The following is a 25,321-nucleotide window of genomic DNA, read 5'->3' as shown; positions in this document are numbered from 1 at the left end:
GTCAGCTGAACACTGATGGAGCGGTGTTCAACTGATGAGTGACTCGACGAAAACGCGAGAGGGGATCAGTCCAGAATCTGATGGCCGGCGTCACGCAGCACTGCCAGGCCTTCGGCGAACCGGTCTGCTTTGAGCAACAGGAAGTCGCCATCAAAGGTGGACACCACAAACACGCCGAAACCGGCTTCGGTTAGCGGGCGCACGACAGACAGGACAATACCGGTCTCATCAAACGCGAAGGGGCCAACGAACTGCACACAATTCCAGTCACGATCAATTTTTACGCCCTCGGGCACGCGACTCTGATGGCAAACAATGGACAGTTCATCGGCAGAACGCGCGATGTTGACAAACCCCTCACCGTCCGCCCAGGCAGGGATCGGCGTGTTGCTGTCCAGTCGAGAAATCGAGTAAAGCTCGGGCAGTACTTTCAGAAGAATGCTTTTGACCAGTTTCATGGAGTCTCCAAATGGAAGGGGTTTATAGAGGTGTCATGTGTCGGATCAAGCTGGTTGCTCCAACGGTTTTACAGGGTTTCGTCCAAGAGCCAGGTTTCAGCCAAGCGTACCCAGTAAGTCGCTCCGATCGACAAGATATCGTCGTTGAAATCAAAACTCGCATTGTGTAGAACACACGCGCCAGGACCATGGCCGACACCACGATGAGCGCCCTCACCGTTGCCGATGAACACATAGCAACCTGGTTTATGTTCGAGCATATGGGCAAAGTCTTCAGCAGCCATGGTCGGCTTGCCGTCGGTAATGACTCGCTCTTCACCGGCCAGTTTGCGCAGGATCTCAATGCAGATGTTTGTCTCGTGAGGGTGGTTGATCAGGGGTGGGTAGTCGGATTTAAACGAGGTTTGCGCGCGGCAATCGAAAGCGACAGCGACGCTGTGGGCGATCTCCCTCATGCGCGCTTCAATCAAGCTCATGGCATCACGGGAAAATGCCCTGAACGTCCCACCCAACCAAGCGTCGTCCGGGATGACTGTCAGGCTTGCATCACTGCCTGCATGAATATTCGTGACGGAGATCACGGCCGGATCCTGAGTGTCCAGATTGCGCGTAATGATGCTCTGCAATGCCTGGGCAATGTGCATCAAGGGCTGCAAAGGATCAATGCATTGCTGCGGCAACGCGGCGTGTCCGCCCTTACCAGACAGGCGGATACGGAACTCCGTATCGGATGCCATCATCGCCCCCGGACGTACAGCAAACTGTCCCGCCTCCAGGCCGGGCCAGTTATGCATGCCAAACACCGCGTCCATGGGAAACAGTTCAAACAGGCCCTCTTCGATCATCCGTCGGGCCCCAGCGTCACATTCTTCGGCGGGCTGAAAAATGAAATACGCTGTGCCGTCTATTCGTCGTGTACGCGCGAGTTCAAACGCCGCAGCCAACAACATTGCACAATGGCCATCGTGGCCACAGGCGTGCATTTTTCCTTCGTGGATGGAGGCATGATCGAACTGGTTGTGCTCCTGGATCGGCAGTGCATCCATGTCCGCCCGTAAGCCGATGGATTTGTTGCCGGTACCGCATCGCAAAATACCCACCACTCCGGTACCCGCAAGTCCCCGGTGAACCTTCAACCCCCACGATTCGAGCGTGCAAGCAATCAGGTCAGAGGTCCTTTGCTCTTCGAAGGCCAACTCCGGATGGCGATGGATATCCCGTCTCAGGGCATAGATCGCCTCGGGCACTTTGATACAGTCTGTGTTCTTCATGACCACTCTCCAGCCGATTGAATCATCGATCACTTGAGGTCTAACGCAAGAAACTGGCGCAGGCGTGCACTTTGCGGGTTATCAAAGAGCTGTTCAGGTTTGCCCTGTTCTTCAATCTTGCCGCCGTGCAGAAATACCACTTGAGTTGATGCATGCCGGGCGAAGCTCATTTCATGGGTTACGACAATCATGGTTCGACCCTCCTGTGCGAGTTCCTGCATGATCTTCAGTACCTCACCGACCAACTCCGGATCCAAGGCAGAGGTCGGCTCATCGAACAGCATGACTTCAGGCTCGACCGCCAGGGCACGTGCTATCGCTACACGCTGTTGTTGACCGCCGGAAAGGTGTGCCGGGTAGCTGTCGTGGAAACGGGCATCCAGCCCCACTTTCTCCAGATAGACAATGGCTCGGGTACGAGCCTCCTCCTTACTGACCTTGAGCGCATGTACCGGCGCCATGCTGACGTTCTCCAGCACCGTCATATGCGCCCAGAGGTTGAAGTGCTGAAACACCATCGCCAGCCGAGTGCGTAGCCCCTGCAACGCACGACGGTCCGGGCGGATCGGTTTGCCCGCGCCAATATCGATGGTCAAATTGTCCAGGCTGACTCGACCGCTATCAGGCTGTTCGAGAAAGTTTATGCAACGCAGAAAGGTACTTTTACCGGAGCCGCTGGAGCCAATAATGCTGATGACTTCGCCGCGCTTGGCGCTCAATGAAACCCCGTGCAGGACTTTATGGTTGCCATAGGATTTGTGGATGTTTTCAACGGTCAGGGCATTCATACCAGGCTGCCTTCTTTTATCAGGGGGACGGAGTGCTCAACGGCTGTTTTGGCCTTGCGCGGCTTGAGGTGTCTGAGCCAGCGTTTCTCGGCACGATTGAAACTGGCGATGATGCAGAACGAGATCATCAGGTACAGCAGGGATGCAAGACCGTAGGTGGTGAACGTCGCATAGGTTTCAGCGTTGATGTCACGGGCCACTTTTAGGATGTCCGGCACCGTGGCAGTGAACGCGAGCGTGGTGCCATGAAGCATGAAGATGACTTCGTTGCTGTAAGCCGGCAGCGCTCGTCGCAATGCGCTGGGTAGAATGACCTTGAGATTAAGTACCGTTGCACTCAAGCCAAAAGCCCGGCCCGCTTCGACTTCGCCCCGACTGCTGGCACGAATCGAGCCGACAAGTATCTCAGTCATGTAGGCGCATTCGTTGAGCACGAACGCAAACAACGTGCAGCAGTAGGCGTCACGAAAAAAGTTGTTGAGGACAGCGGTGCTCTGAATGAACGCCAGGCTATACAAGCCGCTGTAGATAATGAGCAGTTGCACGTACAGCGGTGTAGTCCGGAACGTGTAGGTGTACAACCAGATAATCGCGCTTAAGGAACGTGAGGACGACACCCGGCCCAGCGCCAAAGGAATCGACAAGGCAAAGCCGCCGAGCGTTGAAACGATCAAAAGCATCAAGGTGACGGCTACCCCGCTCCACTGCTGGCCATCGGTCCAGAGAAAACTCTGCCAATAGGTCTGAAAGAGATCGATCATAGCTCGGCCTCCCGTACCCAACCGGCAGAACGGTTCTTGATCCAGTACAAGAGCAAGCTGGAAAAGCCCGACAGGCAAAAATAAACTCCGCCGGCCAGCACCATGAACATCAGTGTGTTGTGGGTGCTGCGACCCGCCTCCTGAGCCGCCATGACCAGATCGCTGAGCCCAATGATCGAGACCAGCGCGGTTGCCTTGACCAATACCTGCCAATTGTTACTGATGCCTGGTAATGCGAAGCGAATCAGCTGTGGCAGCAGTACTTTTTGAAAGGTTTGCCGAGACGAGAGCCCATAGGCACTGGCGGCCTCGGCCTGACCTCTATCAATGGCCAGAAACGCGCCACGAAAGGTTTCGGCGAAATACGCGCCGTAGATAAAACCCAGGGTCATGACGCCGGCAACAAAGGGGTCAATGTCGAAACGACCCAACGCAAGCTTGTCGGTGACCTGGTTGATCCCGATCTGGATGGTGTAGAAGATCAGCAACATCAACGCCAGATCCGGAACACCCCGGATCAGGGTGGTGTAGCACTGAGCGGGAAAGGTCAGCCAAGGTTTGCCTGACAGTTTTGCCAACGCGGTAATCAGTCCAAGAGACAGAGCAAGGACCAGCGCTACCAGCGCCAGTTCGACGGTGCTCAAGGCGCCTTTCGCAATCAAGGGTAGATACTCAAGCCATTGCATGGCGCATCACTCGCAATAGATGTACAGAACAGATCGACATAGGGCCGGCCATGACTTTCAACGAGCCGTCATGGCCGCAAAATCGTGCGTGCCGTCAACCGCCGTAGATATCGAAGTCGAAGTATTTGCTGGCGATCTTCTGATAGGTGCCATCAGCCAGCATCCCGGCAATGGCTTTGTCTATACCGCTCTTGAGGTGCTGATCTTCCTTACGAAGACCTACCGCAGTACCGCTGCCCAACACCTTGGCATCGACAATGATCGGGCCGGCAAACTCATACCCTTTACCCTGATCCGTTTTCAAAAAGGCATAAGTCGCCTGCACTTCATCCTGCAATGAGGCATCGATACGGCCATTCAGCAGGTCAGCGTAAACCTGGTCTTGACTAGCATAGGCCTGCAGCTTGATGCCTGGTACCTTCCAATAAGCACGCGCGTAGGACTCTTGAATGGTGCCTTGCTGATAGCCCACCGTTTTGCCCTTGAGCCCGGCGGGTGTCGGTAAGATCCCTGAGCCGGTACGAGCAACCAGGCGTGTGGAGGGATTGGAGAGTTTTGCGCTGAAGTCGATCTGCTTCAGACGTTGCTCAGTGATGGACAGACTCGACAATACGCCGTCGAACTTGCGCGCCAGCAGACCGGGAATCAAACCATCGAAGCTGCTTTGAACGTACTCGCACTTGACGGCCATGCGCTTACAGATTTCGTTACCCAACTCGATATCGAAACCGATCATCTCGCCTTGCGGATCACGATATTCCAGCGGTGGATAGGTCGGGTCCACGCCCAAGCGCAACACTTCTTCGGCCTTTGCCCCAGCGGAGCAAAGGAGCAACACTACACAAGCTACAACGAGATTCTTGTTCATGATTATTTCTCTATGAGGTAGTTGGCAGACTTCAGGGGTTGTTGATTTGGTTGTTGTTATCCATCGCCGGCCACAGATCTGGCAGGCGCTGGGTGATGCACTCAGAACAGTGTTTTCAGATCCGGGCAGCCCTCGACCAGCTCGCTGCTGCGGATCAACTCGGCAACGCTGGCCATGTCCGGCGCGATTGGCCGATCCACATTCATTACCGGAACCTTTCCGCGGATGCTGGCAATCACCGGAGCCAGGCGCGCGCTGTACAACTCGCCGCCTCGCAGATCAAGACCTTGGGCCGCACACAGCGCCTCGATAGAGAGAATCCCGCGCAAGGTACGAGTCATTTCCAGCAGACGGCGTGCTCCGTGAGTGGCCATCGACACATGGTCTTCCTGGTTGCCCGCTGTAGGGATGGTGTCGATGGATGCCGGGGTTGCGCGTTGTTTGTTTTCGGAGGCCATGGCGGCAGCCGAAATATGTGCCGTCATGTAGCCAGAGTGGAGTCCGGCATCGACGGTCAACATCGGTGGAAGACCTGAAAACGCTGGATCAAGCAGCAAGTTGCAGCGACGCTCGGACAGGTTGCCGATTTCGGTAATGGCGATAGCCAACATGTCTGCGGCAAACGCTACCGGCTCGGCGTGGAAGTTACCGCCGGAGATCACTTCACCGGTGTCGACGAAAATCAGCGGGTTATCGGAAGCGGCGTTGCTTTCGATTTCCAGGGTGACACTGGCGTTGCGGATCAGATCCAGACAAGCGCCCAGCACCTGGGGCTGGCAGCGAATGCTGTAGGGATCCTGAACCTTGCCGGAAGCTTGTGAGATGGCCCGCATCGGGCTGTCGTCAAGCAGACGCTTGAATGCAGCACCCACGGTGATCTGTCCCGGATGGCCGCGCAATGCCTGGATACGCGGGTCGAACGGACTGGCAATACCCGCCAGCGCCTCGGTGGTCAGGCAGCCGATCGCTATAGCGGCCATGAAAGCGTTTTCCAATGCAAACAAGCCGGTCAGCGCGAGTGCCGTCGATACCTGGGTGCCATTCATCAACGCCAAGCCTTCCTTGGGCGCCAGCACGATGGGGGTCAGGCCTGCACGGGCCAACGCTTCACCACCGTCGAGCAACTCACCTTCATACCAGGCTTGCCCCATGCCGATCATCACTGCGGTCATGTGTGCCAGAGGCGCCAAGTCACCGCTGGCGCCCACCGAGCCTTGGGCAGGAATAAACGGGATGACGCCACGTTCGCGCATGTCTTCGAGCAACTCCACGGTGCGATACTGCGCGCCCGAAGCTCCACGTCCCAAACTGGCCACTTTCAATGCCATGACCAGACGAACCACATCGGCACCCAGTGCAGGGCCGTAACCGGTCATGTGTGACATCACGAGGTTTTTTTGCAGCTGGCAAAGATCCGCGTCGCTGATCCGTACATTGGCCAGTTTGCCGAATCCAGTGTTCAAGCCATATACCGCGCAACCGCTATCGACCAGCGTATCGACCATCTTCGCGGCAGCCTCGATACCGGACCGGGCGCTTTCGCAGAGTCGAGCCGGAGCTCCGTTGTAAATGGCACGCCAGGTAGAAATACGAGTTTCGCCCGGGACAATTTTTTGTAGTGTGTTCATGTGTTTTCTCGCTGTTCGTAAATGAGTTGAAGCGAACTAAACCGGTTTGCTGCCCAGTCTGAATCGGTCAAATTGGTTGATTGAATGGCGCATGCCCTCCATTTGCGGGTCGTCCAGACAGTCTTGATAAGCGCCCTCCAAGTACGGGCGCAGGATTTCGCTGGTTCGCTGTCCACCACGAACCCGTCCTTGCAGGATCGGCATGCGCTCCATCAGCTCAAGCATCAACGCCTCTTCATCGATGCGGGTGATTCGGCCCTGATCCACCAGCTTGCGCCCCCCCACGTACACGTCACGCACAGAGCCTCCTTGTTCGCAAAAGACCAATTGCGTCAAGGCATCGTTGAGCGGCGTGAATGCACTGGTTTTAAGATCGATCAGGCAAAAATCGGCTTGCTTGCCGATCTCGATCGAACCCGTCTGAGCACCTCGCCCGATGGCTTTGGCGCCACCGAGCGTGGCCATGTTGAACGCCTGCATCGCATCCACCGGGCAGGCATGACTTTGATCAATAAGTGCGTTAGAGAGTGCTGCCAGGCGCATGGCATCAAACATCGAGTTCAGGTCATTGCCATTGTTGTTATCGGTTCCCAGGCCGACGTTCACTTGGCGTCGCAGCATCTCGGCGATGGGCGCTACCCCACTCCCCAGCTTCATATTGCAGGCTGGGTTGTGCACGACACTGGAGCCTCTTTTGGCAATAAGATCAAGTTCGTCGGGTGAGAGCCACACTCCGTGGGCCAGCACGCTACGGGGTGTCAGCAGACCCAAATCGTCCATATACGCGGCCATCGGCTTGCCATAGAACTTCGCCGCCGTCAGTGCTTGGATCCGGGTTTCCAACAGATGGATCAGTACCGGACGATCGTATTGCTCGGCCAGCGCCCAGGTCTGTTGCAGAAAGTCGGCACTGCAGCGCTGTGGACCGGAAGGTGAAAATACGAAGCGCACTCGGCCGTTCCAGCTGCGGGCCAGCTCTTGCCAATGCTCCAGCACTCGATCTGCTGCCTGAGTCGGCACGCTGCCCTTGAGCTCGTTGGGCAACCGCTCGGTCAGGTAGGGGATACCTTCCTGAAACGGCCGGTCAGACCACGCCACACTCACGTCTGCACGAATGCCCAGATCCGAATAAGCCTGAAACGCCGAATGCACGACCTCCGGTTCCAGGTGCCCGCCGAAGTGAATGTCATCGACCACAGTGGTGATGCCACTTCGGAGCATCTCGATGCCGTTAAGCAACGTGCGCAGGTACACCTCGCGAGCAGTCCATCCACGTCGATAGGATGGCGGGTTGTATAAGCCCATCCAGATCTCCAGCGGAATCCCGGAAAAACGGCCCTTGTCGAAACGATCATGAGAATGATGGTGAGCGTTGATCAGCCCGGGAATCAGTAACTTGCCCCGCCCATCGGTACGTTCGTCGAGATTGACCGTCGACAGATCGATTCGCGGCGCCAGGCCAACGAAGCGATCGCCATCGATCAATACATCCACGACCTGGGCGGCCGCACCACCCATGCCGACCACGCTGACCTGTTCGATCAAATGAAGAAGGGCCATGACAATTTCCTTTTACCCGCGGTACTGGGTGGCTTGAGGGGACCACCAGAGAGGAATTTGAATGGCGTTGTCGGTCAGCGGCCCCTCCCCTTTGGAAACGGTTTTGGCCATCGGGTAGCCGGCTTGTGCGTGGCGTACGACACCGATGCCGGAGTCGGTAGTCAGACACGCATCCAGACGTAGATCAGCCTCCTCCGAACCATCGGCAATCATCGTCACACCGGTATGCGCAGAAATACCCATGGTGCCGTTGGATTGAATTGCCACGAGATCGGCCATTGCGGAAACGTTGAGCAGGGCATTCAGGTACGGCCAGTCGGAGATCGCATCGGAGCCGTCCAGCATGTTTTCAGTTTCAAAGGCCGGGTTGGCAATCGAACCGGTATCCAGGTTGTCTCGGGAGAAGGCCACCGGGCCAGCCAGTTCACCGGAACGCACCAACGCGTTGACGGCAAGACCGAAGGCTCGGCGCTGACCAAAACCGAGGAAGCAGATACGTGCGGGCAAACCTTCTACAGGCAAGCGGTGACGGGAGGTGGTGATCCAGCGAGTGACGAGGCTATCATCCTTGAACATCTCCAGCGCCAGATCATCCAGGCGTGTCTGGTCAGAGATTTCACCGGAAACACAGGTCCAGCGGAACGGTCCTCGACCGAGGAAAAACAACGGCCGCACGTATTCGGCAATACAACCCGGATAGGAAAAGGCCTCCTCCTTGGACATCCCCGCATCGACCGCTTCCTTGCGTACGAAAGTGCCGTATTCGAACACTACCGAGCCTGCTTTCTGGAAGCGTGTCATCGCTCGCACGATGCGGATCATCGACTGACGAGAGGTGGCCATGTAAGCGTCGCGGTCGGTTTCCAGCAACGCAGCGGCCTGCTCCAGAGTCAGCCCGGAGGGAATCAGTGCAAAGGGGTCATGGCACGGACACATCTCGGTGACAACGTCTGGCCGCCAGCCGTAGTCGAGCGCCTGCTCCAGAGCGTCCACCATGTTGCCGAGAACAACGATCGATAGAGCCCGACCTTCACGCTTGGCGCTCTCCGCCATTTCAATAGCGTCTTCCAGCGAGGCGGCCTGAACATCGGCATAACCGGCGGCTAGTCGATCGACAATGCTCTGCTGACGGATTTCCACGGTGACACTCACGCCGCCGTGCATGCTCATTGCCAATGGCTGCGAGCGCCCCATACCACCCAGACCCGCAGTGAAGAAGATGCGGCCCTTCAGTTCACTGTCGAAGTGACGGTCTGCCACCAGCGCAAGGGTTTCGAAGGTACCTTCGATCACCCCTTGGCTACCGATGTATTGCCACGGGCCGGCGGTATACGAAGCGAACGCTGTCAGGTTTTGCGCACTCAGGTCATAGAATTTTGGCCAGTCGGCCTTGATCACGTTGCTGTTGGCCATGACCACCCGGGGCGCCAACCGGTGGGTCTTGAAAATGGCAACCGGCATGCCCGATTGAATCGCCAGGGTTTCGTCATTCTCCAGCGCCTTGAGCGACTCGACGATAGCGTCATAGCTTTCCCAGTTGCGCGCGGCCTTGCCGATCCCGCCGTAAACGGTCAATCGTGAAGCGTCCTCAGCGTTTTCCAGGTTGTTTTCCAACATGCGCAGGATGGTTTCCTGCTTCCATCCTTTGCACCGCAAAGTACTGCCACGCGCAGCCATGATTTGTTTGGCTTTTTGCTGAGTCATGTCGAGCCACCCTCGCTGAGGTTAATGCGGAAGCACCTTTGGCAGGCTTCCCCTTGAATGGCTCGAATTATTCAAACCTCAGCGACTAAGAACTATGCCAATAGCTGCAAGTGAAGTTGCCACTTGCTGCATGGTTGGCTCGTCACCCTCTGTCGATACTCGCTCAAAGCTTATTCACCTGATGACGAGGCTGATGTATGAGTGATTTTGATCTGGTGGTACGTGGACGCATCGTCGACAGCCAGCAAACAGTAGAAAACGGCTGGCTAGCCGTGAGTGACGGACGCATTGCTGCTCGCGGAAGCGGCGAGCCGCCAGCGGCCAGGGATACGTTGGATGAGCGGGGGCAATGGGTTTTGCCCGGTGTAATCGATGGACAAGTGCATTCGGGTAGTCAGGCCAACCAGGAAGGCTTGGGTTGGGCCAGCCGCGCCGCCGCTGCGGGTGGCATTACCGTCATGGTCGACATGCCTTATGACGACCCTGAACCTGTCGCCTGTGCTGAACAATTGATCCGCAAGGCCCGGGAAGTCGAAGACACCTGTCATGTCGACGTCGGTTTGTTCGCCACTGTCAATGACACTCATGGGTTGGCAGCCATACCTGGATTGATCGAGGCCGGGGCCTGCGCCTTCAAGTTCTCGACCTTTGAAGCTGCACCGGGCCGCTTCCCGCGAATTGAAGAGGACCTGTTGGCCGAGTTGTTCACTTTGATCGCACCTTCTGGCCTGGTGTGTGGCGTGCACAATCAGATGCAGGAACTGACTCGCAATAACATCAGTCGTCTGATCGAAGCCAATGATACCGGTTGGGATGCATTCCTTCGGGCTCATCCCCCCCTTATTGAAGACCTTGCCACTGCGTTGATTTATGAAATTGGCGCACAAACAGGCGCCCGAGCCCATCCGGTACACGTATCGACAGGTCGCGGCTTCGAGTTGTGCGAGATGTATCGCAAGGCCGGGCACAAGGCGAGTATTGAGACCTGCATCCAGTACTTGATGCTCAACCATGAAGAACATACGCGGCGCTTCGGCGCCAAAACCAAGCACTACCCTCCAATCAGACCCAAGGCAGAAACCGAGAAACTTTGGGATCACATCGCCAAAGGTGATTGCACCTTTGTTTCTTCTGACCACGTCAGCTGGGGCCTGGAACGCAAAGGCAATCCCAATGTGTTCCATAACTCATCAGGTGGTCCGGGCCTCGAAACATTACTGCCGGCGTTCTGGACCGGTGCCATGGCCAGAGGCCTGGCCCCTTCGCTCGTGGTCCAACAACTCAGCCACAACCCCGCAAAGCACTTTCTTCTAAACGACCGCAAAGGTGATTTTGCGATTGGTCAAGACGCCGATTTTGTGGTGTTGGCACAAGAGTGTTATCGCTACGACCCGTCCATCAGCCTGAGCGCGGTCACGTGGAGCTCATTCGAAGACATGGAGTTCACTGCCAGGGTCAAGACTACTTACTGCCGTGGCCAAAGCGTTTTCGATCAAGGAAAGATCCTCAACAAACCGGGATACGGCCGCTTCCTTCGCCCTTGCACGCCAACAAAGAGCACGTACTGACATGACCGACTCACCGCTGCAACTGAACATTGAGCGTCTCTGGAATCGGGTCAATACCCTTTCGACGTTTACGCTGTCAAACGTGCCGTGGACCAGGCGCGCCTTTTCACCCGAGTTCGAACAAGCCAGGCACTGGTTGAGATCTGAATTTGAGGCGGCAGGCCTCACCGTGAGTTTGGATGCTGGCGGCAATTTGATCGGTCAACTCGACGGTTGCGAACCCGACCTGAAACCACTCATCAGTGGCTCGCACTGCGACACCGTAGTCGGCGGTGGCCGGTTTGACGGCATCATCGGCGTCTTGGCCGCTCTCGAGGTCGCCCACGCGCTGAAGGACGCCAATCGACACTTGCGCCATCCGTTCCAGGTGATCGACTTTCTATCCGAAGAGCCGAGCGACTACGGCATTTCCTGTGTAGGTAGCCGGGCCTTCTCCGGGTTGCTGAGCCCTGAGATGCTGGCCTCACAGAACCGTGCCGGCGAAAGCCTGGCACAAGCGTTGACACGTATTGGCGGCGACCCGGAGGCACTCGGCCAAGCGCTCAGGGCTCCCAACAGCACCGCAGCATTTGTTGAACTGCACATCGAACAAGGCCCCGTTCTGGAAAGCCGCGGCCTGCCTATCGGGTCAGTCACCAACGTCGTGGGCATTCGTCGCGTCGGTATCACTGTCCACGGTTTACCTGACCATGCGGGCACCACACCCATGGATCTGCGTCGCGACGCATTGGTTGGTGCGGCGGAGCTGATTTGCGAGGCCCAAAAAATGGCCGCCGTCATGAGCGGTAATCCTCACTATGTAGTTGCCACAGTGGGCCGGCTGGACGTAAGCCCCAATGTGCCCAATGCCGTGCCCGGCAAAGTGGAAATGGTTCTGGAAGTACGCAGCGACTCGAAACAGGTACTGCTCGACTTTCCGGAACAACTGCTTGATGGCTGTGCACCCGCGCTGGCGGATCTCAGATTGACAGTCGATTCGGTAGCGCTGACCTATGCCGATCCAACGGACAGCTCGCCAATCGTGATTGAAGCCGTCAGCCTGGTGGCTGAGCGTTTAGGCTACTCGCACATGACCATGCCCAGCGGAGCCGGACATGACGCGGTTTATGTCGGCGCGACCGGCCCTATGGGGATGGTGTTCGTCCCCTGTCTGAGTGGTCGCAGTCATTGCCCTGAGGAGTGGCTGGACCAACAGCAACTGCTGGATGGCACCCGAGTTCTGGCTGAAACCCTGATTCACTTGGATAGCCAGCTCTCCTAAAAGATTGTCTTGGTGTACAACACTAACAAAAGGCCGAGCGCGACACGTCTTGTTGACACAAGCGCTCTACTCCCAGCACCTGGAGTATAAAAAAGTTGAACACCCCATCGGTTCCCCCTCTGCATGACATTGATTTGAAACATTGGCGACTGTTTAAGGCAGTCGTCGAATGCGGTGGGCTGTCCGCCGCCGAAGAGGCGACTGGAATGGGCATTTCTGCCATAAGCCGACAGCTGTCGGATCTGGAAAGTCGCTTTGGTAGTCAGCTTTGTCATCGTGGTCGTAGCGGCTTCCAACTGACTCAGGAAGGGCAAGTCGCTTACACGGCGATACTTCGCCTGCTCGACTCGATCGACGAATTTCGCGAAACCCTGGCCAGTTCAAAAGGTGAAGTCAAAGGTGAGTTGAGTTTGTGGTTGATCGATCACTGCGCCTTCACACCAAGCAACCCTATTGCCTCGGCCCTGCAGAGCTTTTGCACCCGTTATCCGCTAGTAAGCCTCAGCATCGGTGTGGCCCCACCCGATGCAGTAGAGCGAGCGGTTGCGGAAAAAAAAGCCGGGGTAGGCGTCACTATATGCAAATCGGACCTTCCCTCTCTGACCTATCAGGTTATTGGCAGCGAAGCCTCTGCGTTGTACTGCGGTCGCCATCATGAAGCGTTCGGCAAGAGCGAAGAAAAGGCCCGCCAAATTGTCGAGCAAACAGCACACTATGTTCGCCGTGGATACCTGGTGCAGGACGCGGCACCCGCCTCGTTCCTCCAGAACTCCTGTGCCCTGGCCCACCATGTCGAGGGAACTGTGCAGTTGTTGTTGAGCGGCGGTTTTGTCGGGATCGTCCCCGACCACATTGCTCAACCCTGGGTGGAAAGCGATGCACTTTATCGCCTGCCGCTACCAGAGTTCATGGTGGAGCGCCCCGTGTTTGTCGTCGCGCGTGAATCTCAAGGGGCTTCCAGAACTGCCAGCCTGATGCAGGAGGCAATCATGGACGCTTTTCGACTTACTCAAAGCTGACCCCCGACCGTCAAAGACGGATTGACTGTTGGCGCTGATTGAAAACTGACCCACCCTGCCGATTGAAAATTGACCCAGGACGGATTGCTGATTTCTGTCCCAGCAATTGTGGATAAGCTTAGCAGCAGTGGGCCGATTCAAGACGCATCAACCCCCACCGCATGTAGGCATGCAGCAGGGTATTTATGGTGCGGATCAAAATGGCTCATCGTCCTCGACATCATCTCCGTCCTTGCGCTTTCGTTCCCGTGACTTGATCTTTGTCTGGGCGGCCAAGGTGCTGTGTTGTAGGCGGTAGGACTCGTTGCCCGTTTCGACGATGTGGCAGTGATGTGTCAGCCGATCCAACAACGCGGTGGTCATCTTGGCGTCGCCAAACACACTCGACCATTCCGAGAAGCTGAGGTTGGTGGTGATGACCACGCTGGTGTGTTCGTACAGTTTGGACAGCAGGTGAAATAACAGGGCACCGCCGCTTTGGCTAAAGGGCAAATATCCCAGCTCATCCAGTATCACCAGGTCTGTGCGAAGCAGTCCCTGGGCGATTCGCCCTGCCTTGCCATCGTACTTCTCACGCTCCAGCAAATTCACCAGATCCACCGTGGAAAAGAAGCGCACGCGTTTGTTGTGGGCCGTGATTCCGGATACAGCCAAGGCACTGGCCAGGTGTGTTTTCCCGGTTCCAGGGCCGCCGATGAACACGACATTCTGCGCCGTTTCAGTGAACGCTAAGCTGGATAGATCGCTGACCAGCCGGGCATCAGCGCTGGAAGCGCTGAAGTCAAAGCCAGCTAAGTCACGGTGCATGGGGAGTTTTGCCATGTTCATCTGATGATTCACCGAGCGCACCGCGCGATCCGCATGTTCCTGCTGAAGCAGATGTTCCAGCAGCCATTTCGATGAAGCCGTCGACGCTGTTCCTTGAGAGACCAGTTCTTCCCAAGCACTGGCCATGCCGTGCAGGCGAAGTTCTTTGAGTTCAGTCATTAGGTCACGCATTGCGATTCTCCTCATCGGTCGCACGGAGCCGGTCGTAGCGTGCTGTATTGGCAACAGGCGCGACCTTGAGTTGCAGGCTGGTTTCTACACTGGGAGGTAGTGCGGTGGAGGTCAGGCGGGCAAGGACATTGAGGATGTGATCGGCGCTCAGACTTCCCGATTCAAGTACCAGCTCCACCGCCACCAGCACAGGTTCGAGCCCCGCAATTGGCACAGCAGCCAGTACCTGCATCATGATTCGATCACCGTTGGTGTGACGCCTCAGTCCTCGTTTGAGAAGCCGTAACGGTTTTGGCAGATCAGCAAATGGCGCACCGTTGCGCAATGCACCAGGCTTGCGTTCGATGAGTGGGATGTAGTGCTGCCAGTCAAAACTGACCTGATCTCGATCAAAGAGGCGCTCGTGACTGGCGATCACCGTTTCGTCGGCAATGACCACGATCCGCGAAGGGTACAAACGGCTACTGACCCACTGGCCGACGCGCTCACATGGCACTGAATAGCGATTTCGCGCCACGCTGATCAGGCAGGTGCTGGAGACCCGCACGGTACGCTCGACGTAGCCATCAAATGCCGTCGGCATTGGCATCATTTCGACCTGCTCCAGCTCTAAGACCTCGGCCACCGTCAGCCCGTTGTACTGCGGATGCACCAGTTCGCTCCAGAGCGACCGGCAACGTTGGCCGAGCCAGACATTCAGTTCCTCGAAGGTGTGAAACATGCAGTTTTGAGCATCGAGCCAGATTCGCCTCCGGCTGTCCTGAACGTTCTTTTCGACGATGCCTTTTTCCCAGCCAGAGGCCACGTTGCAGAAGTCCGGATCGAACAGATAGTGCGCGCACATCACGGAAAACCGGGCGTTGACCGTGCGCCCTTTGCCTTTGTTGACCTTGTCGACAGCCGTTTTCATGTTGTCGTAGATGCCGCGACGCGGCACACCATCCAACGCTCCAAACGAACGGGTGTGGGCATCAAACAGCATCTCGTGGCCTTGGCTGGGGTACGCAACCAACCAGAATGCGCGGCTGGCACACAGCTTCATATGGGAGACCTGGATACGTCGAAAAAGACCACCGATCAGCAGGCCTTCTTCGCTCCAGTCAAATTGAAAGGCCTCACCGAGCGCAAACGTCAGCGGTACAAAAGCGCGTAAAGACTTGCCTTGCTCGCCTCGCCAAGAGCGCACAAACGCCGTGAGCTGGCTGTAACCGCCGTCATAACCCTCGGCTTTGATCTGCTCAAAAAGTGCTTTGGCGCTCCTGCGGTTGTGTTTTGGCCGGAACGAATCGGCCTTGAGCGCCTGCTCCAGGGTCTCTTGAAAAGGGCTGAGCTTATTGAAGGTTGCGCACCGTTGGTACGCTGGCTGAATGGCTTCGGGCGCTCTGACCCATTTTCGGATGGTGTTTCTCGACAGCCCGGTACGCTTGGCTATCTGATGCAGCGAGAGCTTGTCGCGGAAGTACATCCGCCGGATTTTTCCCAACATTTCCATGCTGATCACCCTGTGTTCTCCTGCTCGAAAAGTGAGCAGAAGCAGTTGAACACCTGGGTCAGTTTTCAGTCGGCAGAAGAGCCTCTACTGGGTCAGTTTTCGGTCAGCGGCAACATCACGGCACAAAAGTACACGCATGAGATTGAAATCTTGAATCGCCGCAAAGGCATCCAGACTCAGATTTCACGTAGCTGCGTAAAAGAGGCGCTTTCACCAATCAGCTTTCTGGTAGTTTGAGAAAACCGACTTTTTCAACAGAATCGGCCAACAACGGACAGTCAGCCTGGAAAATGAACCCGCCACCAATCGCTTCAGCGCTCCCCGCATCAACCTCCCGCACGATGCGCTCGAATATGCCGAATCAGCTCCTCACTCGCGGCACTTTGCGATGTCTTGGCGCGGTGCAACGTAATTGCTATAGAGGCCAGCTCGGGTAGCGAGGTGTCTGGTGGCAGGATGTCGAGGCCGTTGGGCAGGGTGGACTGCAACCATACGGACACCGCGAGGTCGCTGCCGACCATGGCAATCGTGGCCTCCAGGCTGCCGTTTTCGAACAGGGTTTTCCAGGGCCGGTCTTGGGCCTGCAATGCGGCAATAACGAGCGAGCGAAATACGCAGGTCTCGGCGACCATCGAGACGGGCAACGGCGACCTTAGATACGCCGCGCCGCCCTTGGCACCGGCCCAGACCAGGCGCTCGATGGACAGACAATCGCCGCTTGCCTGCTCTATCACTTCTTCGGCAATTGCCACATCCAGTTCGCCATTGGCAGTGGCTTGTATCAGCTCGGGCGAAGCTCCGCATTTCATTGACAGTTCTACCTGCGGATAGGTGGCCATAAACGCTCTGATCGCTGGCGTTATCCAGGCGCCGGCCAGGTCATAGGGCACGCCGAGGCGCACGATGCCTTGCACGGGATTGCCGTGCAGCTCCGTCCAAAGCTGGTCGTTGAGCGCAAGCATCTGGCGTGCCTTGGCGATCATTCGCTCGCCCAGCGGCGAGAGCCGGATGCCGGGCCGCTGGCGAATGAATAGTGGCTCGCGCAGCAGCTCCTCCAGCTTACGGATCTGATGGCTAACGGCGCCTTGAGTGAGGTGCAGGGCGTTGGCGGCGGCGGTCATGCTGCGTTGTTCGGCAACGACGATAAAGGTGCGCAGCAATACCAGATCGAAGGTGCGTAGAGCGTTGGTCATTACGGTTTGTAATCCTAAACATCGTGAATATTAGTTTCCATATTAACGGCAGATTCGCTATCTAGTCGATCTCACCCTAGGAAATCTTCAGCATGCTCGACGCCTTTTTGCCGCTTGTTCTGTTTGTGCTGGTCGCCACCATCAGTCCCGGCGGTGCCACCACCTTGGCAACTGCGTCTGGCGCCACCTTCGGATGGTGGCGTTCGTTTCCGTTGTTGTCCGGTATCTCGTTCGGTCTGGCCAGCATGGCCGTGGCGGCCGCGCTTGGCCTGGGCGGGCTGATTCTAGCGGTGCCGGCGTTGCAACTGGCTATGAAGCTGCTGGGCTCGCTTTATCTATTGTGGCTTGCCGTGCAAATCGCGCGGCGCGGCCAGCCCGGTAAAGCGGCCGTTACGCAGAAACCATCAGGGTTTATTGCAGGAGTTGGACTGCTCTGGCAGAACCCCAAGGCCTGGGCGATGACCCTGAGTGCCGCCGCTTCGTTTGCCTCACTGACGCACAGCACAGAAAGCTTGGCCGTATTGCTCGGCCTCGTATTCGCCGTGTTGTCGATGGCCTCGCTCGCGCTCTGGTGCGTGGCCGGGTTAGTGCTGGCGCGCGCGCTGAAAACCGAACGGCAGTGGCGACTGTTGAACAGGTTTCTGGGGGCTCTGCTGGTCGCTTCGATTGTGCCGCTATGGCTGTAAATCAGGCTGGGAGCGAGAGAAGAGCACAGATTCGTTTCCTTACTCGAACAGGCCAGCCGTGGTGGTTTACTACCCTTCACGACTGGGAGAAATCGGCTCCAGCCGGTCGAGGGCATGTAATGCGCCGGTCAAGTCTCGTGCAAACGCCTGGTCACGTCGAATGCAAATGATTGGTCAGTGGCAATGCAAACGGGTGGTCAAGTGGAATGCAATTCTCCAGTGAGGAGCAGGACGTCGCTGTATGGACTCATGTCGGTACAAAATTGGTACGCAGCTATCAGGTCGGCTCTGTAGGGCAAGTAGTACGTGGCCTACAGGATTAGCAGTTCCAATCCATCACCGAAAAGGCTGATGTTTTTCGCTCATGACCGGCAGCAGTCGACCCATAACTGCCAGTGGCGACAGGCAGAAAACGGCCGATTCTGTTGAAAAAGTCGGATGTAGTTTTCACGGCAGAAAAGTACACGCATGAGATTGAAATCTTGAATCGCCGCAAAGGCATCCAGACTCAGATTTCACGTAGCTGCGTAAAAGAGGCGCTTTCACCAATCAGCTTTCTGGTAGTTTGAGAAAACCGACTTTTTCAACAGAATCGGCCAAAAGCAGACCTTGGGACACGCTCAAATCATGCATTCCAAACCGAGGATGACATGGTGCACTTAGGTAGTTCGGTACTTTGGTTTTGTTGGGCAGTCATACCGTCAGTTTATCTCGACCATGCTGCACCGCTAAACGGGCCGATTCGTGTAACAAAGCCGCTACCGCGCTACCATACAGCCGTCATAAATCAGGAGACAATATGCTCAATCACATCATGGTCGGCACCAACGACATCGACCGGTCCAAACAATTTTACAATGCTGTCCTTGGCCTCCTCGGCGCCAGCGAACCCATCCGCAACGTGGCTGCATCGGGCCATACGCGCCTGTTCTACACCCACGACGGCAGCAGCTTCTGCGTCAGCGAGCCGATCAACGACGAACCGGCGACTGTGGCCAACGGCGCGACTATCGGCTTCAAGTGCAGCTCGCCGGAGCAGGTGCAAGCTTTTCACGACGTGGCAGTAGCCCATGGCGGCCAATCGATCGAACAGCCGCCAGGCGTGCGCGATACGCCGGCTGGCGGCGTCTGCCTCGCATACGTACGCGACCCAGACGGCAACAAGCTCTGCGCACTGCACCGGATGCCGTAACGGTTACAGCAGGCCCATCTTGAAACGCTTCGTGTGCGGCGCCCAGTTGCCTTGGTAGTTTGCCAATACCAGTACCCGCTGTCGAGCAGTCCGCAGCTTCCCTTTGGGTCGACTGCGGCCCTTCTTGCACAGGGTCATGCTAAGCCTCCATCACCGGAGGTAATGACATGAACGCAAATACTGCTATCTCGTACCAGCCCTGGAATAAAGGCAAGCTGGTTGGTCAAAAATCACCGCTCCGCCTGCGCGACATCTGGGGCATCAGAGTCAGGCTTGAGCTTGCGCAAAACGTGAGGGATCTAGCCCTTTTCGATTTAGCAATCGACAGCAAGCTTCGTGCATGCGATCTGACGAAGCTACGTGTTCGTGATGTCGCGCACGGAAATCACGTTGTAGCTAGGGCAATGGTGATGCAGCAGAAGACAAAACGGCCCGTCCAGTTCGAGATCACTGCGCAGACGCGACTCGCTGTGGAGGAATGGGTACTACAGGCTGGACTCAGAAATGGAGACTTCCTGTTTCCAAGTCGGCTAAAAACTTCCGAGCACCTGTCTACGCGTCAATACTCACGCATAGTGAAAGCCTGGGTCAGCTCAATCGGCCTCGACCCAGTGCCATATGGTACTCATACGATGCGTCGGACCAAGGCATCGTTGATCTATCGCAGAACGAAAAACATCAGAGCCGTACAGATACTTCTTGGTCACACCAAGCTAGAAAGCACTGTCAGATATCTTGGCATCGAAGTGGACGACGCGCTTGAGATGGCCGAGCAGACTGAAGTATGACCGAGCAACCGCGACGGGGCAGTCACCCCGTCGCTTTCGACCCAAAACGGACGGTGACGACAGGCAGGACTCGGTCAAAAGAAGCCGTCTGAGCCAAGCAACCAATTTTTTGTGTTAAGCGCACAAAGGGAAGCTAAGGCAAAAAAATCTTTGCCTTAGCTTCATGCAGAAGCTACCCGGTAAACGCGGCCAGCGATTCCGACTACGTGGCTGGCAGCGTCGCCCAGCTCAAATGCTTTTCATGGCTTAGCAGGACGGCACTAGAGCGACCCTCGCTTGCTCATCGTCACGAAGCTCGCGACAGCCGCAGTTCCTTAAAGTCGTCCTCCAGGAATCGGAACTTGTGACGAAACAGCCCAGCAAGCTTGTTGTCCGCCGTTGCAAAGAAAATTTGACGCGAACCGCTGATTGCCAGATCTCGCAGGTGATCAAGAAATGACAATATGTTGATATCGTCGATGTGTGCTACCGGATCATCGAAGAGCAAAATGGGTGGCCCTGACTGCAGGCGGCCATTCATTGCCAAGAACAGCGACAAGGCGAAGGCAGCCCGCTGGCCGGTACTCATTTGATGAAGCTGAACCTCTGCGCCGTTGCTCCTGCGAATAATTACAAGCTTGCCTTGATCGGTCTTTAGCTCAAACTCGTTGGGCATGTGGATGCTTGCAAATGTGCGGGCGATCTCCGCAGCATTTTCAGTCAAAATCTGGTTGGTCAATTCTCCACCCGAACGCTGTAGAGCAAGCTCCCCCAGCACTGCGTCGGCTTCAACTGCACGTTTTATCTGCGTGTCCAATTCGCCAATCTTGGTATCGAGCTCAGCGATGGTCGATGCCTCTTGATTGAACTCCGTATCGTTTGAAGTCTCCACAGCTTCCGCTGTGGCGACGTTGATAAGCATTTGCCGCATTGTGGCAAGGTTGATACCAATCTGTTCGGCGGTCGATTCAGTATCGATTGTTAGGATCGAGGTTAGGGTCTGTCGAGCACCCAAAGCAGCATCCAAATCCTGAAACTGCTTTTTGACAGCCTGAGCGAACTGCTCGGTATCGTCTAGCACTTCAATCGATAAGCGAGCGGCCAAGGCCTCACTTTCTTGCCTTACCTCATTCAACTCCTCAATCGCGGAAGCGGAGGCAGCCTGAGTGGCATTTAGCAATTCCTTTTTGTCAGCCTGCACTTGGAGCAGCGCATCGAGAGACGTTAATTCAGACAGTCCTGCGATCAGTAATTTCCGGGAAAGGTCTTCACTAGAAAGACCTTCTGCCGAGAGCTGATTGATTTTCGATAGACTGGCATCAAGCTCGTATCGGTCTTGCTCCAACGTCCTTTTTTCCTCATCAATCAGCCGGAGCGCCTCTTCGACGGTGATGAGCAGATCAGTATTGCCGACAAACGATTTCACTGGCATCAGAGTCGCCATTGTCACTTTGGCTTTAGCCAGCTCGTCGCTTTCGAACGTGATCGTCGCTTGCAACATCGCTGCATGCTCCGATGTGCTGCCTTCAATATCTGACATCATGCGGGCAAGTAACTGACCTTCCTCAAACTCTGTTTTGCACAGCGGGCAATGATTAGGATCAACCTGGACTTGCAGTAATTCCTGGGCAGCTACCAGAAGTCGCTGCTTCAAAACGGTCATGGCGCTTTGGCTCTTTTCAAAAGCCTGAAGAGACAATCGCGCTGATTCAAGTCGACGCCCGGACTCCTCTACTTGACCGGTTACCGAAGCAATCACAGCTGCCAGTGGCTGGCTCAGATACGTCTGGATCGGCTGCATATCGATGAGGCTGGCAGTGGTGGCTAACCTCGCGCTCGAAGCACGCACACGCCCTTGAAGATCCTGTGTATCTTGATTCAAACGTGAAAAGTCGGTGCGAGCATACGGCAGTAGAGACTCTGTTACGGCGATCAACTCCAAGGCGGCCTGCGCTTCCCTGTTCGCATTGGATTGCGCCAGCCGAGCGGCATGGGCGCGCTGATCTAGCGCTTCTGCTTTTCTGGCCTCGTCCTCCAGGCTTGCAAGGATCAGTTGAGAGTCACTGAAATTACTGTGAAGTGCATCGATCGATGATCGCCGGATAAGCGCGACTGCGGATGTGGCCTTTTGAAGTTCATCCCTGAACGCGTCGAGCTGCCCCTTTTCTACCGGTGGCTGAATCCAGCCCGACGCTCGGGTTGCCGTCAGTAACTCCAAGAACAAACTGTCAGACAGCTTGGGTATTGTTTTGAGGAAGTCCAGGCGCTTTTGAGATGACTCTTTTAACCGCTGATTTGTAACATTTTCTCGGCGAAAACCCTTCAGTTCGTCCTGCAACTGCGTAAGGACGCGGCGCAGCCGATCCCCAAGCTGTTCTGACGCGGCGCCGAGCACCAACCGAGTTACATCTTCACCGATTTGATCCGAACTCGAAGTAACGCTGAGCTCGACGGCTGCGTCGGTGTCGAGAAAGTTAAACTTCGCAAAGCTGTGCTGAATAGTGGAGCTCTTTAGGTCGGTTTTGGCGTACCAGTTTGAGTGTCGCGCACGCAGGCGCGTCGTATTCGTGGTTGAATTCAGCTTTTCTCCCGTATCCCCAAAATCCAGCACCACAGATGTTTTCGGGAGAACGGGAGATTCCCGACGATTCGTTCCGCAATAAGCGAACTCAATTGCCTCGAGCAGTGAAGTTTTTCCAACTCCGTTACTGCCGACTATCAGGTTGACCCGGCCAAGCTCATGAACCTTTTGCTCAGGGTGAGAGCGAAAACCTGTGATGGCCAGGCTCTGGATAAAATTATCGACTGCGGCCTGTTCGCCGGAAAGCAAAGAAACCGGAGAAACGGCCTTCCCCACCGTGTCGGTTGCACCAGCGACAATTCTGCGTACCGCCTCGGGCACCGTGATGTCGCTGTCAAGGATGAAGTTCAGCTTATGCTGGGATAGCGCCTCCGACCATATTGTCGCGAGGTCGACGGGCATGGTTCTGACAGCCTGCGGTGTACCGGCAACTGCAAGCAGTGGAGCGATCTCATCTTCTTGAATGACTCGCTTTCGAGCATATTCCCGATCTGCTTCGATCGTTGCTTTCAGCCGACCGAACTCACCACCTTGGGCCTCTTCTTCACTGGTGACGAAGTACAGATAATGGTTCCAGCGCAGATCCGTCGAGACATCACTCGAGAAGTACATTCCGGAGAGAACGTCTTCCTGGTAACTCTTGAGAGAGACCGCAGCCTGCGCAAGCTGATCATTCAGATCGAAGTAGCGCACGGCATAGTCACGCTGACCGAAACGGTCAACACCTCGAAATACGCCATTTCCGACATGCTCAAGATCAGGGTATCGGTTCTTGAGCATTGCCTCGACACGTTGCGCATTGATCATTATCTATCCTCTGAAAAATCCACCGGAGACGCGCTGGCGGGTGTGTCGATGAGATTCATTCCCTCAGGGCCTCTAGCGCCGTATTGATTGTCCCTGCGGAACACGACACAGAGTCTGTCTGGAGCGCGTACGATGGCATCGTTCATGGCTGCGGAGTCCAGTCCTGCGCGCGCAGCATCTATCAACGCTTGTTCAACGAGCGCTAAGCGAAGCATACGGTGTGCACTTTCGATGGCAGCATCGTTCGCTTGGTCAGAGAGGTAGACAAGTGCCGCAGAACCGAGGCCACCGGCGGTGGGTTCAATGTTGTGATGCGGAGCTTGTCGGCGCCACGAGAATTTGAAACCTTGGGCCAAGTCACGAACCGCCGCCGGCCAGGGAACGGCAGACTGGGCAAGCCCAATAGCATCGTGTGCGCGCTGCAATCTTTGAGTGCGATACGACACTCCAGGCCGATTGACGTCCTTATCCTGATGGACTGTCACGCGGCGAATGGATTCTTCATCCTTATCGAGGCGCAGAGCATCCAATTCCTTAGTGGTGTACCACGTGGTTGGTTTGCCTCGAGGCCCCATGAGAATCTCAATCGCACGCTCCACTGCAAGTGGGCTAGCCGTAGATGCTCGAAGTAAATCTGCACTGATCGACCGGTACCCCACCAGCGCTTCGGCAAAACCGTCATTTGCGACGGCGCCCGGCACCCAACTGCTGGCGTCCGCGTTCCAAGTCCAGCGCTCTTCAACCTGGATGAAGTTTTTTGTAACCAGTGCTTGCTCACCCGGAAACAGGAGCTTCTGCTTTTGCAGAAGAATGACCTGTCCTCCGTAGTTCAGGAAGAAGGCATGCCACCGTTGATCAAGCAAGCAGTAGTACAAACCACCACGATGCAGCGCATCGATCAGACCATCATCAGCGTTGAACTTTGCCGGAGGAGCATACCAAGCTGATCCTGCAACGTTGTTCCATTCAGAAAACCGCCCTCCACCTTTGACTTCCTTGACGTTTTGAGCCCAGTTCAAGCACAGAAGCTCTACGTGACTGTTCGATCCAACAGAACAAAGCCTGGTGCGATAGCTTGCATAATCAGCATGTGCTGGCTTGGGATTGAGCTGGATATGGATCAGAAGACAGTTGGTATGGAGGTGATCTACGTGCTCCGTGAAATCGAAGGCGTCGGAACATATGATGGAGGCAAGGCACATGTTTCCGACTGCACGATTGAAGACGTACACCACTTGCCCTAAGCACAACGATGTTTGCTCTACATCCAGAGAGTCTCGACAAGCGACAGTCTTTAGTTGTGCCAAAAGCACCAGCACGGATTGACCATTTTGGTCATGAGCCCAGAAGACGTAGAGCAGTGGATCGACATAACGTCGTTGCGCCGCCTGTCTTGGCTCGAGCGGTTCGTGAAGAAATACGCAATGGTCTGCAGCCTGAAAACGATTTCCCAAGTCCTGCAAAGCATTCGGGGAAATACTCTCGCATCCAAGCACCCATATAGAGCCTTGTGGCGGTCGATAGCGTCCGGCAACTATTTCCTCTACGACAGTCCAGGGGACACAGTATTCGGGGGCGACCACCAGATCCGCATGCTGTTGAACGGCGGACTCGAGAAAGCCGCTACAAAGGGCATGCCCAAGCTCCCTGTCCGCATGGCCAATACGCTGTTCGTTCGCTTCAATCACGCCGGTAGGTTGGAGAAGGATGGCCCTATAGGGTTCGCGGGCTGGGTTTAGCGCCTGCAAGCTCATCAGCCTAAGGGGGGACGCTTGCTGCTGCAGCACTTGTTCTACTTCTACGATCCTTATCACCAACCAATCTCCTGGACCAGATGCCGACGAATAACTTTCGGTACACGCGAAGTGCTCGAATAACTCAGCATCCTTCTGTCCGTCGAGTGTAACAAAGAGCTAAGGGGTTTCGCCGAACCGTAGAGTGACCGCTTTTGGCCGATTGCTGCCTGCGAGGTGATATTCCCTGGACCTGCCGCAGACGCATTATCGCGTCGGTAATCGCTTCTGCATTTGTG

Annotated in this window: 21 protein-coding genes; 7 read left to right on the top strand and 14 right to left on the bottom strand. The window is 55.9% G+C overall.

Going from position 1 to position 25,321, the window contains the following annotated elements:
- Window positions 1-65: 65 nt before the first annotated feature.
- The 9 genes from AC3ISR_RS13715 to hutU all read right to left on the bottom strand — a co-directional run bounded on the left by AC3ISR_RS13715 (window position 66) and on the right by hutU (window position 9,724).
- Window positions 66-458 carry an ACT domain-containing protein gene (locus AC3ISR_RS13715; protein WP_489324816.1) on the bottom strand — a complete coding sequence of 131 codons (393 nt, stop codon included), beginning with the start codon at window positions 456-458 and terminating at the stop codon, window positions 66-68.
- A gap of 68 nt (window positions 459-526) precedes the next feature.
- Window positions 527-1,729: a M20 aminoacylase family protein gene (locus AC3ISR_RS13710; RefSeq protein WP_489324815.1), complete on the bottom strand. Its 1,203-nt coding sequence runs from the start codon at window positions 1,727-1,729 to the stop codon at window positions 527-529.
- A gap of 29 nt (window positions 1,730-1,758) precedes the next feature.
- The gene (locus AC3ISR_RS13705) at window positions 1,759-2,517 is read right to left on the bottom strand and encodes an ATP-binding cassette domain-containing protein (RefSeq protein WP_489324814.1); all 759 of its coding nucleotides are present in this window, start codon (window positions 2,515-2,517) and stop codon (window positions 1,759-1,761) included.
- Window positions 2,514-3,278 carry a histidine ABC transporter permease HisM gene (gene hisM / locus AC3ISR_RS13700; protein ID WP_489324813.1) on the bottom strand — a complete coding sequence of 255 codons (765 nt, stop codon included), beginning with the start codon at window positions 3,276-3,278 and terminating at the stop codon, window positions 2,514-2,516. The genes AC3ISR_RS13705 and hisM overlap by 4 nt, the downstream gene beginning before the upstream one ends.
- A complete protein-coding gene (locus tag AC3ISR_RS13695) occupies window positions 3,275-3,964 on the bottom strand; it encodes an ABC transporter permease (protein WP_489324812.1) in 690 nt (229 codons plus the stop codon). Before AC3ISR_RS13695 ends, hisM begins: the two co-directional genes overlap by 4 nt.
- A 94-nt stretch (window positions 3,965-4,058) precedes the next feature.
- Entirely contained in the window at window positions 4,059-4,832 is a 774-nt protein-coding gene (locus AC3ISR_RS13690) for an ABC transporter substrate-binding protein (RefSeq protein WP_489324811.1), read from the bottom strand.
- Window positions 4,833-4,933: 101 nt separating this feature from the next.
- Complete coding sequence (gene hutH, locus AC3ISR_RS13685) at window positions 4,934-6,460, bottom strand: histidine ammonia-lyase (RefSeq protein ID WP_489324810.1); 1,527 nt, start codon at window positions 6,458-6,460, stop codon at window positions 4,934-4,936.
- A gap of 36 nt (window positions 6,461-6,496) precedes the next feature.
- Complete coding sequence (locus tag AC3ISR_RS13680; protein WP_489324809.1) at window positions 6,497-8,020, bottom strand: amidohydrolase family protein; 1,524 nt, start codon at window positions 8,018-8,020, stop codon at window positions 6,497-6,499.
- A gap of 12 nt (window positions 8,021-8,032) precedes the next feature.
- A complete protein-coding gene (gene hutU / locus AC3ISR_RS13675; RefSeq protein ID WP_489324808.1) occupies window positions 8,033-9,724 on the bottom strand; it encodes a urocanate hydratase in 1,692 nt (563 codons plus the stop codon).
- 197 nt (window positions 9,725-9,921) lie between these two features.
- Between hutU and ertD the strand changes: the two genes are divergently transcribed.
- The 3 genes from ertD (at window position 9,922) to AC3ISR_RS13660 (ending at window position 13,572) form a co-directional block, all read left to right on the top strand.
- Window positions 9,922-11,292, top strand: coding sequence for a hydantoin-5-propionate amidohydrolase (gene ertD, locus AC3ISR_RS13670; protein ID WP_489324807.1), 1,371 nt, complete (start codon window positions 9,922-9,924; stop codon window positions 11,290-11,292).
- A 1-nt stretch (window position 11,293) separates the two neighbouring features.
- On the top strand, window positions 11,294-12,553 hold the full coding sequence (gene ertE / locus AC3ISR_RS13665; RefSeq protein ID WP_489324806.1) for an N-carbamyl-l-glutamate amidohydrolase ErtE: 1,260 nt from the start codon (window positions 11,294-11,296) through the stop codon (window positions 12,551-12,553).
- A 95-nt stretch (window positions 12,554-12,648) separates the two neighbouring features.
- On the top strand, window positions 12,649-13,572 hold the full coding sequence (locus tag AC3ISR_RS13660) for a LysR family transcriptional regulator (protein WP_489324805.1): 924 nt from the start codon (window positions 12,649-12,651) through the stop codon (window positions 13,570-13,572).
- A 195-nt stretch (window positions 13,573-13,767) separates the two neighbouring features.
- Here AC3ISR_RS13660 and istB read toward each other — a convergent pair whose 3' ends face one another.
- On the bottom strand, window positions 13,768-14,571 hold the full coding sequence (gene istB / locus AC3ISR_RS13655; protein WP_029241171.1) for an IS21-like element ISPsy20 family helper ATPase IstB: 804 nt from the start codon (window positions 14,569-14,571) through the stop codon (window positions 13,768-13,770).
- Window positions 14,564-16,063, bottom strand: coding sequence for an IS21 family transposase (istA, locus tag AC3ISR_RS13650; protein ID WP_489324845.1), 1,500 nt, complete (start codon window positions 16,061-16,063; stop codon window positions 14,564-14,566). Before istA ends, istB begins: the two co-directional genes overlap by 8 nt.
- Before the next feature lie 45 nt (window positions 16,064-16,108).
- Here istA and AC3ISR_RS13645 point away from each other — a divergent pair, with 45 nt between their 5' ends.
- Window positions 16,109-16,300 (top strand): hypothetical protein, encoded by a 192-nt coding sequence (locus tag AC3ISR_RS13645; protein ID WP_489324804.1) that lies wholly within the window; start codon window positions 16,109-16,111, stop codon window positions 16,298-16,300.
- 89 nt (window positions 16,301-16,389) lie between these two features.
- On the opposite strand, the gene AC3ISR_RS13640 is transcribed toward AC3ISR_RS13645, so the two are convergent.
- Window positions 16,390-17,256: a LysR family transcriptional regulator gene (locus tag AC3ISR_RS13640; protein ID WP_489324803.1), complete on the bottom strand. Its 867-nt coding sequence runs from the start codon at window positions 17,254-17,256 to the stop codon at window positions 16,390-16,392.
- Window positions 17,257-17,348: 92 nt separating this feature from the next.
- Here AC3ISR_RS13640 and AC3ISR_RS13635 point away from each other — a divergent pair, with 92 nt between their 5' ends.
- From AC3ISR_RS13635 to AC3ISR_RS13625, 3 genes are all read left to right on the top strand, one after another.
- The gene (locus AC3ISR_RS13635; RefSeq protein ID WP_489324802.1) at window positions 17,349-17,942 is read left to right on the top strand and encodes a LysE family translocator; all 594 of its coding nucleotides are present in this window, start codon (window positions 17,349-17,351) and stop codon (window positions 17,940-17,942) included.
- A gap of 799 nt (window positions 17,943-18,741) precedes the next feature.
- Window positions 18,742-19,134: a VOC family protein gene (locus tag AC3ISR_RS13630; RefSeq protein WP_489324801.1), complete on the top strand. Its 393-nt coding sequence runs from the start codon at window positions 18,742-18,744 to the stop codon at window positions 19,132-19,134.
- 167 nt (window positions 19,135-19,301) lie between these two features.
- Complete coding sequence (locus AC3ISR_RS13625; RefSeq protein ID WP_489324800.1) at window positions 19,302-19,922, top strand: tyrosine-type recombinase/integrase; 621 nt, start codon at window positions 19,302-19,304, stop codon at window positions 19,920-19,922.
- Window positions 19,923-20,208: 286 nt separating this feature from the next.
- Here the strand turns inward: AC3ISR_RS13625 and AC3ISR_RS13620 are convergent, their stop codons facing one another.
- Entirely contained in the window at window positions 20,209-23,289 is a 3,081-nt protein-coding gene (locus AC3ISR_RS13620) for an AAA family ATPase (RefSeq protein ID WP_489324799.1), read from the bottom strand.
- A complete protein-coding gene (locus AC3ISR_RS13615) occupies window positions 23,289-25,103 on the bottom strand; it encodes a hypothetical protein (protein ID WP_341639049.1) in 1,815 nt (604 codons plus the stop codon). Before AC3ISR_RS13615 ends, AC3ISR_RS13620 begins: the two co-directional genes overlap by 1 nt.
- Between the last annotated feature and the right edge of the window lie 218 nt (window positions 25,104-25,321).

It is taken from the genome of Pseudomonas sp. GL_117 (genome assembly GCF_057835125.1).
This window is presented reverse-complemented; position numbering and strand designations above follow the sequence as displayed.